Below are 12,282 nucleotides of genomic sequence, written 5' to 3'. Positions count from 1 at the left end.
TAATACCATTTTTTTATCGCCCGGCCAAAAACCCCACCTTCCAAGCACCAAAGTCCCCAATCGTTACTCTTCCGTCCTTATTAAAATCAGCCGTCTGTTGACCACCCCCGGCTAAAAATTCCGTCTTCCAGGTAGCAAAGTCAGAAATGTTTACTACTCCGTCGCAATTAGCATCACCTGATCCTTTTTTGGAACACGCGGGTGTAACAGTGGCCGTCGCTGTCGCCGTTGGCCTGACGGTCGGTGCTCTGGTAGGTGGTGGATCAACCGGCGGCACCAGAGTTGGTGTCACTCTCACCCCCGTCGGAACCAAAGTCGGCGCCACCACCCCCTTCCCTGTCACCACAAAACTATTTGCAATCAAATACCTTCCCTTTGCCGACTCATTGGCCGACTCGGTATTAATCAAGGCAAACCTTTTCTTTTCTCCATTGGGGTCAGTAAAACCCAAATATACTTTATAAGCCTGGCTCGAGCTATCGCTACTCCCCCCCAAATTTAGGGGAATTTCCACCGCTACACTGACATCTTTTCCAAAAAATAGTTTTGTCGTTTTCCATGTATTAGTTGCCAGATCATCTGGCAATACCTGCTCAATACTACTGCCATCGGCCTTCACATACTCCAAAAATAATTTATACGACCCTGCTTCCCACTTTTGTCCCTGTTTCAAAGGCGCCATCAGTGGGGCCGACCCCGTGTTTTCCCATTTCATTGTCAAATTCACCCTATCGCCCACCCTGGCGCTCCCCGCTCCCAAATTAAAACTTACCAGTCTAATTTGTGCTCCCAAATGACCCGCCACAAATTGATTAGTCCTCTTTACCATTGCATCACTGCAAAACAAATCGTCGCCATAGATACAGTAATAACTATTTCTTTCCCGCCACAATGAATTCGTATAAGTCACTTCATAGTTATCCTTACAGGCCCCGTCAGTATTTGGATCAAACCCCATATTTGCTCCTTTACAATTTACACTTGGACCCCACGGCTCCTGCCCCGTTTTTGTCACGCTCCCCGACCATGAGGCCAGTTCATAATGATACCCGCAATTCGAGGTCCGGTGGCCTATTCCTGCCGCTTTTATCATCAACCTCATCCCGTATTTTGCAAGCTGACTGTCATACTGGCTATAATTACATTCGGTATATTTGCACGACCCCTTGATCATCATCAAGGCGCTTTTAGGAAATGAACTGGCATGAATATCAATCATTGCGCTTACCGCCTCATTCACCTTTGTTCCAAAGCATCCATAATCCCCCGCTCCGCATCCTGCCGCCCCCAACCATACGTTTAAGTCGTTATCATTTAACCACCACTCCGGCGCCGCCCAATTACCTCCCACCGCCATCTCGATATATTCAATTTTATCCAACACTCCCGCCTTCTCAAATTCACTGTTCAGAAGCGTCAGAAACTCTTTCACTCTGGTTCGATACTCCGAATCCCAAATATCCGGATAATTTCCCCGGCTATAAACAATCCTCTTAATCTTCAACCAGGCGGGGTACACTATCGCTTCGCTTTGATTAGCGTTATACAAGGCCATATGAAGATACATATTTTTCCCCGATTTTAGCCTGTTAATAAGCTTATCCAGCTCTTCCCGATTCCAACTATCTGATTTATTCGCCAAAGTCCTGGGGTCCCTGGGTTGCAAAACCCCCCAATACACTATCCACCCCGTCCCTTTAACCGACTCCGATGTCCCCTTATCATAATGGCACAAAAACAGCCCCTGACCGGGGTTATTATATCTGGCCGCTCCTTGAGCAAAAACCAATCCCTGGCATAGCCCAAAAAAAACCAAACATGCCAACAGTATTACCCTCTTAATCACAAATTAAGTATACACACCCTTCCCCGACAAAACAGCTACTATCGCGCCTGCTTTAGTTACAACACCTATAAGCTGTTAAATCTTTCCAACCGCATTGCGTCAATGTTTGCGAAGTAGAAAGTTTCGTGCAGGCCACCCCTCCGCAATTAGTCTTGCAATTTGCCCCGCTCCCGTAACACCCGCCTCTGCAAGTCCTGGCTATGGGAGTATTTGTCGGACGCAGGGTTGGCGAAGGAGTCGCCGACGGCGTAGAACCTCCCCCCACAATGGGTGGTGGCGTTGGCCCGTTACACAAACTGGTGCTTCCATAAAATCTTTTTTTTCCATCCCACCTGCTACAATAAGTCCCGGTGTTGGTAAACGTCTGTCCGCTTGGACACGCCACCCAGACCGTCGGACCATCTATATATCCTGTATCCCCGGAACTCCCCAGTGCAAACCAGTTTCGGATTGATTGCCCACCGGCTCCCTGCGTCCACGAGCCTGGTTGGCAAGCCGGAGTCGGAGTTGGGGTCGGCCCATCCCCAAAACAATTGCTAGTTATTCCATAAAACTTTTTTTTACCGTCGCGCCTTGAACAAAAGGTTCCCGTATTTGTAAATTTCTGTCCGTCCGGACACGTCACCGGCACCGCCGGTCCATTTACATACCCCGTATTTCCATAACTTCCCAAAGCCAACCAGTTAAGAGTAGACGGGCTAGCTGTTTGAGTCCACGCCCCGGGCTGACAATTGGCAGTGGCCGTCCCGTAAGTTTCATTGACCAAGTCGTTCACATTTTCTGGGTACAAAAAGTAATACCACCAGTTGTTTTTCATATAAAAACTGCTCCCATTGTTGCTTACCAAGTTAATTCCTCCCTGTTCTCTCGGTATACTTCCCAACCAATATTCCCCCCAGCCTGCCGGTCGGTTGTCGCCGCATCCCCATCGATCACAATTAATACTCTCTCTTGTTCCTGTAAAATTCGGAATATTTTTCCAGTCCCCACAGGTAGAGGCCTTGTAAGTTTTATTAGCATAATTATAACCCGCCGTTGCATTATGCGGGAAATGGCTGTTACCACAATATGCCCCTGTCACCGGAAATATTCCTCCCGGCCAAGGTGCATATAGCTTCATTTCTATAAAATTTTCCCAATACCTGTTCCTGTCATCGGCCCTCCAGTTCAATACAATATAGCCCATTGTTCTCTCGATTCTGTGGCCGTAAATATGAGCAAATGAATCGGTGGTCCACCCCGAAGACATCACCACATAGTTTTTAATACATTCAGGCAGCGTAAATACTCCTCCGTTAACCTCGAAGCCATCCCTCGGTCCGATCATAAAATTCTCGTAGGTAGTGATATATGGTGGCGCTGCCATCCAGATTTCATCAATGTTATTTTCAGCTGCCAGCCGGCAGATGTTGTTACTTCTTGCCCAATCTATATAGTCAAAATAAAACTTCTGCTTTTCACATACCTTTCCCGGATCCCCGGAAGCACAGTTAGTATACTTCGAAAAATTATAAACATAACCATTGGTGTACTTCGGAAATGTAGATATCTCAATCTTTTTTACCACCTCATAATTAATCTTATTGTTAGATAATCTCTTAAACGCGTTTATGTTTGCCCCTATCCCTACTTCCAAGGCCTGATCGGTTGTCTTCCCCGGAAACTCGTATCCAAAAAACCGTTGGATCATATCCTGGCCGTCTTCAACCGGATTCAACTCGACAAACAGCACTCTCATATTAAAATTTGTTGGGTCTTCCACCGCCCCCGCTCCTCCGGCCCCCGGCATTAACCACATTAAAAACAAAAATATCAGAATTTTTATTTTCATATAACAAATATTATATCGCTTTTTTACTGTTTTTCAACCCTATCCTCTATCGCTCCGAAAACCCCACTTTCCAAACCCCAAAGTCCATAATGTTTACTTTTCCGTCTTTATTGAAATCGGCTGTCTTTTGTCCGCCGCCAGTCATAAACTCTGTTTTCCAAATTGCAAAATCGCTAATATTAACTACCCCGTCGCAATTGGCATCGCCTGATCCCTTTTTAGAACACGCGGGGGTGGTAGTAGCAGTGGCCGTCACCGTTGGTCTGACCGTCGGGACTTTTGTCGGTGGTACTACCGTCGGCAACACCGTCGGTACCGCCGGTGTATTGGTCGGCACCCGTGTCGGCACTACCGTTGGTTTGGCCGTCACCGTCGGCGCCACCCCGCTAGTCTCTTTCAAAAATCTTATTGCATTTTCCGGGTACAAAAAGTAATACCACCAATTATTTTTCAAATAAATACTGACTCCCGAGTTGGAAACCAGGTTAATTCCCCCCTGTTCTCTCGGCATACTCCCCAACCAATATTCCGCCCAACCTGATGGTCCGCTGTCGTAACATCCCCACCTGTCACAATTAATACTTTCTCTTGTCCCCGTAAAGTTTGGGATATTCTTCCAATCTTTACAGGTAGAATCTTGGTAGGTTTTATTGGCCGTATCATAGTGCTTCGTGGCATTATGAGGAAAATGGCTGTTACCGCAATATGCCTCTCTCGCCGGTGCCACCGCCCCCGAGCCATAAGACAGTCCGTACAAGTCCGTTGCGGCAAAGTTAGTCCAATATTTTTTAACATCCTCCGGCTTCCAATACTGTGTCATATACCTCATGGTTGCCTCAATTCTATGTCCGTAAATATGAGCAAAAGAATCAGTCGACCACCCCGAAGACATCACCACATAGTTTTTAGTACATTCCGGCACACTATATGCCGTCCCGTTCACATTAAACCCATCCTTTGGCCCGATCATAAAATTCTCCCAGGTAGTAATAAAAGGTGCCGATGCCATCCAGATTTCATCAATATTATTTTCCGCCGCCAGTCGGCAGATATTATTACTTCTTGCCCAATCTATATGGTCAAAATAAAATTTCTGTTTCTCACACTCCCCGGCTGTATCCGTGCCATCTGTACACTTCTTGTACTTGGCAAAGTCATAAACATATCCGTTGCTATATTTTGGAAACGCCGAAATATCCACTTTTTTTACTACCTCATAATTAATTCTGTTATTCGACAGTCTTTTAAGTGCGCTAATATTCGCGTTAATCCCCAAATCCAGTCCCTGATCGGTCGTCTTTCCCGAAAACTGCCACCCGAAAAATCGTTTAATCATATCTTCCCCGCCTTCAACCGGGCTTAGTTTCACAAACAACACTCTCACATTGTATGTGGTCGGATCCTCCACCCCCCAAACCGGCCTCATTGCCAAATTAAAAAAACACAAGATTCCAAAAACAAAAATCATCATATCTTAATTCAGTATACCCCTATCTCCCCAAAAACCCCACCTTCCAACTCCCGAAATCAGCGATTGTCACTCTGCCGTCGCCGTTAAAATCAGCCATTCTTTGAACTGTGCTTTGGATAAACTCCATTTTCCAAACTCCAAAGTCACTGATATTCACTACCCCGTCACAGTTAGCATCTCCCGATCCCTTTTTAGGACATACCGGGGCCAGAGTCGGAGTTGGTGTCGACTCTCCTCGTGTCGGAATCGGGCCAGTCGGCGTGTTTGTTGGTGATATCGATCTCGTTGGCGTCGTCGGGGCTCGGGTATTGGTTGGAGCCGGATTCGTCCCCTGACTACAACACCTATATGCCACCGCATTATCCCAACCACACTGAGTCTTCGTGTCGGCGGCAGATAACTTTGGGCAGGTAAATCCGCAGTTTGTCGTACAGTTGGCCAGACTACCATAACATCCGCCGCTGCACCCCACTGGTGCTGAAGTTGGCGTCACATTAGGGTTCCGGGTTGGTGTCGGACCGGCCGGTCGCGGTGTACTTGTCGGGTCACCATAAGGTGGAGCCGTAGTCGGTACTGCTGTTGGGTATGACTGGCCGCCGGACCCCGGAACTTTAATTATTACTGCCGAATAGGCTGGCACCGTGTATTCAAATTCCCGCCCAATTCCAATCGACCCTGCCGCACTTATCACCTGGCTCTCATCCGTTGGTTTAGTTCCATCCGCAAAATTATTTCCGTATGCCGTCAGCTTATACACTTCCGCCTGTTGTCCCGAATAGGAAAAATTAGCCAAATTTATCCTCACACTTACCCCCCTGGCCGCTCCCACATCACTGGGAGGACTTCCCCCCGGCTTAAATCCCGAACCCGATTTATTAATCAGCATTATTCTCAAATTGCCCTGTTTGTCTATCCCCGCGTGTGAGTTCACCAGTTGTGGTTTGTCCGATGTTGACCCCACCACTCTTTTTGCAAAATACTTCGCCGAAAATCTATATGCCCAATAGTTAGGTAATAATATCGGATTACTCGACCCCATCATTATCACTGTATAGACCCCGCTTCCCGGCGCCACATGGGTATGCTTCGAAATATGGCTCACTCCGGCTTCGGCCAATATTCCCATTTCATCCAAATGCCAAAAGGCTGATCCCCACGATTGATTCACCTTAGCCGTAATCTTTTCCCCCTCCGAGGCACTACTACTTGTCACGCATGCCCCCGATGGATTTAGTTCACCCACCCCAATCCGCGCCCCCCGGGTAGTTCCATATTTTTCCATTATTGCCCTGGTGCCGCTCACTATAGAATACGGATGAGTCATTTTTTGGGAAGCCACCCCAAAGCCGTCCCATTTCAGCAAAGCATTCCCGTCCACATTGTAAACACTATCACCCTCGCCGCATGTATACGGATACCAATGCACCGTAAACATATCAATTCTCACGTTAGGATCCGTTTTATTCACCGCATCAATTATGCACTCAGTCAGCATTGTACTTGTGTCCTTTACCTTCGACTCGTACCGAAATAGCTCAGGAGCATGAAAAACTGCGTTAGGGATTTCCGACAGCACCGCTTTTGTCGCCGTCGGAATCAGTGTCTTACCGTAATAATCACAATTTCCCTGGTTTGCCGGTGGTTCATTTCCAATGTCCCAAACCTTACAATGATTATCATTCCCCCATACTGCCTTGCACTGATCTTTCACAAATTTCGCCCTCGCTTTTATCTTCTCATAGCTCGTATCTGCCTGATATCCGGTTATCATCACCCCGCCGCCGATATCCATGGTTGTTTTTGCATCCTGCAATCCGTATGCCCCAAACATTGGTTCGCACCCGGTCGCCTTACAAAACTTAATAATATCCACCACTTCATCATTGGTCAGACCAAAATAGTCGTTTGGTTCCATATTCTGAAAACTATGAACTCTCACTACTGTCCCCGAGTCAAACTCTGCCCCATTCACCGAACTTGGCATCATTCCCTTATATGCGTTGATCAAACCACTGCTATTCAAAGAAGTTGCCGACCCCGGATCACGGCTATTCCCTCGGTTTAGCAAATATCCTCCCATCAGCTGAGCAAAATCATTATTTTTTACCTGATCCGCTTGTATGGATACGCCGACTTCTGCCGCCTCGCACTCAAATCTCATTGTCAAAAACCCAATTGCCAATACTACTCCCGCCACTATCAGCCTCAAATATCTCCCTAACATCGTCCCTCCATTCTCACTCATAATTAAGATAATACAACATCGCTCGATACTTTTCTTACTCCACTTGACAATCTGCTCCAAAGAGCCTATCTTAAGAACTGAAGAAACAACAATATTCGTGTTCCACCTGCTTTGAGAATATCGATAAAGTTGTTTCTTTTTTTTTGTTTTTTAAGTCAAAAGTTAAGAGTAGCAGACCTGCCCCCTCTGCTACTCTTGACCCCAAACTCAATCACATCAAAATTAATTTTCCCCTAAGCTTAGCCATTTCTTTAATCTGCTTCTCTCCCCATTTCATCTCCCCAACTGTCTTTTTCTGCGGCTTTTTATCTCTCTCCCCAAACATTTTTTTCCAAAACATTTTAAGCATTAATCGAATATAGCACTCCTATTTTTGACTGTCTATAACCCATAATAAATAACTCACCGAAATACGCATTACCTATATTATTAACTACATAGTTTTCTAAGTTCAATCTATACACTTTTGCACCCTTTTCAACATCATGTGGAAAACATCTTTTTACAATGTTAAACTCCGCTATGGCCACCAAAATAGAAATAGAATCCAGGGCAATCGCCTCCGGACCCTATCGCAAACCTCCCGAAGTCTTAATTCTTAGTGGATCAAGAAATGTAGGAAGTCCTGATCTAGCTAGGTTCGGCCTACTCAGTATCACTGACGATGACAAAATTGGGAAAACCATTATCGTTACCCAACCGCAAAAAGATAAATGTTTCGTAACCACTTCCCTTGGCCACCGATATCCTGTCACCGTTGGAAGTTTTTATATTCTTCCAGGAGGCCGCGTGACAATTGACAATGGTCCCGTCAATTCCGCCGATGAGGCCCTTTCCAGAGCCACTATAACCAGCCTCCCGAATTCCTAAACTAAAAGCTTTAAATCTCTTACCCCATCTACTTCCCCCGCCTCCCACCCCAAACTCTTTGCCTCTTTGATTCTTCTTTCCCAATTCCTCACTTTCTTCACCTCTCCCAACAATGATACTTCTCCAATAAAAACTAGTGCCCCCCGTCCTCCCTTGTCAAAGGGAGGATTAGAGGAGGGATTTCGTTTTAGTGGTAGATTTTTATAACTACTCCACATTGCCGCCAATATCGCTATATCAGAACCTGTATCATCTATCTTAATCCCCCCTGTTACTGATACAAACACATCATATTTATAAAGTGGCATCGCCAAAATCTTTTGCGCCACCGCAATCAACAATTGTCCCCGGTTATAATCAATTCCCGAAAATACTCTTTTCGGCATGGGCGCAAAACTTTCCACCACCAATGCTTGTATTTCTACCAATATCGGCCGGGTCCCCTCCATTATCACTGTCACCGCTGATCCGATTTTCGCCGCCCCACCCCCCGACACCAGATTAATCTCATCACTTCGAATTTCCCTCAATCCTCTTTCTTCCATTTTAAACACCCCCACCTCATCCGTCGGCCCAAATCTATTTTTAGTCACCCGCAAAATTCTCAGCTCTGAATTTTTGTCTCCTTCAAAATACAACACCGTGTCCACCATGTGCTCGAGCATTTTTGGTCCGGCAATATCCCCCTCCTTGGTCACATGTCCTACTATTATAATAGTCACCCCCAATTTCTTGGCCACCTCCACCAATCTGAAGGTTACTTCCTTAATTTGTCCGGGGCTGCCCGCCACCGAGGCCGCTCCCTCCGTCAGCATTACCTGAATCGAGTCGACCACCACTATTTTGTATACATTTTTTGCTCGTTCCAGAAACTCAATCACTTCATCTGCTGAATTAGTTTCCAAAATATCAAACTTTTTCGTATCCAGCCGTAATCTCTCCACTCTTAGTGCTATTTGTTCTGCCGACTCCTCCCCGGCCACATATAACCCCGAAACATTTCCCATCAATTGGGTCAAAAGCGTACTTTTACCTATCCCTGGCTCGCCGGCAAAAAGTATTACTTGTCCCCGCACAAATCCTTTACCCAAAACTCTATCAAATTCGGATATTCCCGCAGATATATAAATACCTTCCCCTCCTTTCGTCAAAGGAGGGGCTAGGGGTAGATTTAATTTTCCCAAATTTACAACCTGTGTCCTTTCTCTTTTTTGATTTAATCTTTTTCCCTTTCGACTTTCGACTTTTAGACTTTTGACTTCTTTCAGCGTATTCCACTCCCCACAGGCCGAACACTGTCCGCTCCACTTTCCAAACTCATTCCCACAATTTGAACATACAAAAACCACTTCGTTCGTTTTTTTCATCCCTTTATTTTACCAATTACAGGTTACTGTTTACTGATTACATTGCTTTTCTTCGTTTCTAGGGCCTCAGGTGAAACCACTTCTTAATTTATAGTATCTTAAGGGCAAATAATTATCTAAAAGCTGCGTCCTTAATCAAAAATGGATTTGGTGCTATTTTTTGCTCTTCAGCAGATAATATATATTTTTCCACCAATATCCCATTTCCAAATAATTTTAGCTCTGCCGGTTTTGTTTTAATTTTCACATCACTTTCCCTCCAAGTTTCCCGGCTCCAATTGTTCTCTATTGAATTTGGGCCCATCAATAAACAGGTTATTTCTTTCTTTACGTTCAAATCTCCAATAACATCTTCTTTTATCTTCAAATGATCCATCATATATCTCAATGAATAACCATATAGATCCGAGCTATAAACAAAATAACCAAAATTATTGCCGCAGTGATCCACTACCCAATTCCCTGCTTCTACGTTTGCCAACCAAGTGGCCTGATCTTGGCGATTTACATCTCTGGAATAGTTCACCGTGTCTTTTACCGCCCTAATCAAGTTTACCGATACTATCGACACTATCAACACCCAGTATAACCGCTTGTTAAAATAATTTTTCAGACAGGCAATCATCATTGCCATCGCCGAGATCAAAGGTAAATAGTAAAAATCTACCGATTCTATTTTCATTACCATCAACACTCCCCATAAAACCACCACTGTTCCTCCCCACAACCACCATGAATCATATTCATTATTTCTATTTTTAAATTTTATTAAGCTTACCCAAATCACCCCAATTACCGCAAACCAGGCCAATATTTTATTTCCTGTCATTAATTTCCACCAATTAATCATATCTGGCCAATTAAATGCCGAAAAGTCTCCCGACATCCCCAGAACTGCTTTTGTTTGTATCCACTCGTGCCTCAAATCGAATATCAAATATGTCGAAAATGGCACCAACAACAACATATATATCCACATATTCCGCCATTTTCGGCTTCTAAAAATCTCAAATACGCTATATATTATCAACACAGAAAGCATTGGTAATCCAAAGACAATTTCAAATTGAACCATTGCCCCGCCAACCAACAGCCCCAAACCCAAATATTTAGTTTTCTTTGTTCTTATATATTCTCCGAAACAATAATAAAATAGCGGAAAAATTATTACTGCCCCATATGAATTAATCGTCGCATGACTATTTAAAATAGTCGCACTACCCACCAATACTGTCGCCACCATCGCTGTCGTTTCATCCGTCATCCTTCTTCCTGTTTGATAAACCAACCACCAACTGAGTATCAATAATATCAACCAAAAAATCGCCATTACCACTGGATTTCCCGCCCCTATCAAAAATACTGGCAAGCTTATATACAACCACAAAGGTCCGTGAAAAAAACCGGACAAACTCGATCTGGGTCCGATTAATGTCAGATGCCGGTTGTCCACGATATCTTTTAGCAAATACATATCTCTTCCCACATCTGAATGAAAAAGTAAATTATTCTGTATAAGCCACCAACTACTCAGCAATAAACAAGCAACCATAATTCCCCAAAACCACATCCGATTTTTCTCCATTTATTTATTTTACCAATTACCGGTTACTGTTTACTGATTACATTGCTTTTCTTCGTTCCTAGCCCCTCTGGTGAAACCTACAAAATTTTACCGTTATGTACGGAGAAATCTTGACTCAGAGAAATCCGCACATCAAAACCAGAGTGCACCAGTCCGCTTATCAACCCCTTATCCGCGCCTTTACTCTAATACCATCGAACATCGGGTCACCCTAACTGCTGTTGTTGGTGTTACCGCCCCACTTTCAGATTCCAACCAAGGTAAACCCTCTTTACCCCCAGAACGACCACACCCCTCACACTTCTTTGTCCAATAACCCTCACTTTCCACAAAAGTCACCCTCGCCTCACCATCAGAAACACTACATGGAAGGTTTCTTCGTATTACATCTCCGACTGCCATATCGCATTATATCATACCAAAAACCCCGCCGATTCGGTGGGGCTCCCAAGATCCCTCCTTGCCCTGCCCGCCTTTGGTAAAATCTCCATTATCCAAACCACATATATTGTAACCCTCCATAAATTCAGCCTTTCTTACGCGACGTTGCTTCTACAACACAGTCAAGGACCACAATAGACTGATAATTTGGATAACCATCGCCTCTTTTCGATTCCTTGGACCATCGCTCCCTTTCTCTTGCCTTGATTTCACTCACTAACACCTCCGCAGCCTCCACATCGCCCGGATCAAATTTAATAGCAACTAATGCATCCGCCGTGCCTTTCCTGACAATACTTTCCTGTAAATTAAGTTCACACGACCTATAACGGAGCCCCGATACATCCGACCCTTCTCCCCTTAATCTATCCAACTCACTGGATGCTTCGGCTGTCTCCAACAAATACTTCGATCTTAGCGCCACCGCCCTGACAATCTCTGGATCAATCCCTGATCCTTCGATCTCCTGCCTTAATTTTTCTTTCAATGATAAAGAAGATGACGGCAGTTCTACAGGTGTTTCATTCGACATACCCCATACTATCACAGGACAATCGGTAATAAAAGCCCCGCCGATTCAGCGGGGCTTTTTTCAAGCTTTCTACTTTCAGACTTTTAGACTTTCG

The 12,282-nt window shown here is 44.8% G+C and carries 10 protein-coding genes; 1 reads left to right on the top strand and 9 read right to left on the bottom strand.

Annotated elements, in window-relative coordinates; all coding sequences use genetic code 11:
- Positions 1–13: 13 nt before the first annotated feature.
- The 5 genes from WC841_04210 to WC841_04190 form a co-directional block, all read right to left on the bottom strand.
- Entirely contained in the window at positions 14–1,846 is a 1,833-nt protein-coding gene (locus WC841_04210; GenBank protein MFA5828528.1) for a dockerin type I domain-containing protein, read from the bottom strand.
- A 52-nt stretch (positions 1,847–1,898) separates the two neighbouring features.
- Positions 1,899–3,677, bottom strand: coding sequence for a hypothetical protein (locus WC841_04205; protein ID MFA5828527.1), 1,779 nt, complete (start codon positions 3,675–3,677; stop codon positions 1,899–1,901).
- 46 nt (positions 3,678–3,723) lie between these two features.
- Positions 3,724–5,148 (bottom strand): dockerin type I repeat-containing protein, encoded by a 1,425-nt coding sequence (locus WC841_04200; GenBank protein MFA5828526.1) that lies wholly within the window; start codon positions 5,146–5,148, stop codon positions 3,724–3,726.
- A 19-nt stretch (positions 5,149–5,167) separates the two neighbouring features.
- Positions 5,168–7,393 (bottom strand): dockerin type I domain-containing protein, encoded by a 2,226-nt coding sequence (locus WC841_04195; protein MFA5828525.1) that lies wholly within the window; start codon positions 7,391–7,393, stop codon positions 5,168–5,170.
- 211 nt (positions 7,394–7,604) lie between these two features.
- The gene (locus tag WC841_04190; protein MFA5828524.1) at positions 7,605–7,742 is read right to left on the bottom strand and encodes a hypothetical protein; all 138 of its coding nucleotides are present in this window, start codon (positions 7,740–7,742) and stop codon (positions 7,605–7,607) included.
- A gap of 173 nt (positions 7,743–7,915) precedes the next feature.
- On the opposite strand from WC841_04190, the gene WC841_04185 reads away from it, so the two are divergent.
- Entirely contained in the window at positions 7,916–8,263 is a 348-nt protein-coding gene (locus WC841_04185; protein MFA5828523.1) for a hypothetical protein, read from the top strand.
- Here the strand turns inward: WC841_04185 and radA are convergent.
- The 4 genes from radA to WC841_04165 all read right to left on the bottom strand — a co-directional run bounded on the left by radA (position 8,260) and on the right by WC841_04165 (position 12,188).
- A complete protein-coding gene (gene radA / locus WC841_04180; protein ID MFA5828522.1) occupies positions 8,260–9,630 on the bottom strand; it encodes a DNA repair protein RadA in 1,371 nt (456 codons plus the stop codon). The two genes, WC841_04185 and radA, sit on opposite strands and share 4 nt — an antisense overlap.
- A gap of 112 nt (positions 9,631–9,742) precedes the next feature.
- Positions 9,743–11,215, bottom strand: coding sequence for a glycosyltransferase family 39 protein (locus tag WC841_04175; GenBank protein ID MFA5828521.1), 1,473 nt, complete (start codon positions 11,213–11,215; stop codon positions 9,743–9,745).
- A gap of 180 nt (positions 11,216–11,395) precedes the next feature.
- Positions 11,396–11,617, bottom strand: coding sequence for a hypothetical protein (locus WC841_04170; protein MFA5828520.1), 222 nt, complete (start codon positions 11,615–11,617; stop codon positions 11,396–11,398).
- 124 nt (positions 11,618–11,741) lie between these two features.
- Entirely contained in the window at positions 11,742–12,188 is a 447-nt protein-coding gene (locus tag WC841_04165) for a hypothetical protein (GenBank protein ID MFA5828519.1), read from the bottom strand.
- Between the last annotated feature and the right edge of the window lie 94 nt (positions 12,189–12,282).

This window comes from Candidatus Shapirobacteria bacterium (assembly GCA_041659325.1).
GTDB lineage: Bacteria > Patescibacteriota > Microgenomatia > UBA12405 > UBA12405 > JBAZYN01.
Note: the sequence above shows the minus strand (reverse complement) of the source record. Positions and strands in the feature narration are given on the sequence as shown.

Excerpts from the sequence above, each read along its gene's own strand:
- WC841_04205 (MFA5828527.1), bottom strand. The coding sequence starts at position 3,677 with ATGAAAATAAAAATTCTGATATTTTTGTTTTTAATGTGGTTAATGCCG.
- WC841_04200 (MFA5828526.1), bottom strand. The coding sequence starts at position 5,148 with ATGATGATTTTTGTTTTTGGAATCTTGTGTTTTTTTAATTTGGCAATG.
- WC841_04195 (MFA5828525.1), bottom strand. The coding sequence starts at position 7,393 with ATGAGTGAGAATGGAGGGACGATGTTAGGGAGATATTTGAGGCTGATA.
- WC841_04190 (MFA5828524.1), bottom strand. The coding sequence starts at position 7,742 with ATGCTTAAAATGTTTTGGAAAAAAATGTTTGGGGAGAGAGATAAAAAG.
- WC841_04185 (MFA5828523.1), top strand. The coding sequence starts at position 7,916 with ATGGCCACCAAAATAGAAATAGAATCCAGGGCAATCGCCTCCGGACCC.
- radA (MFA5828522.1), bottom strand. The coding sequence starts at position 9,630 with ATGAAAAAAACGAACGAAGTGGTTTTTGTATGTTCAAATTGTGGGAAT.
- WC841_04175 (MFA5828521.1), bottom strand. The coding sequence starts at position 11,215 with ATGGAGAAAAATCGGATGTGGTTTTGGGGAATTATGGTTGCTTGTTTA.
- WC841_04170 (MFA5828520.1), bottom strand. The coding sequence starts at position 11,617 with ATGGCAGTCGGAGATGTAATACGAAGAAACCTTCCATGTAGTGTTTCT.
- WC841_04165 (MFA5828519.1), bottom strand. The coding sequence starts at position 12,188 with ATGTCGAATGAAACACCTGTAGAACTGCCGTCATCTTCTTTATCATTG.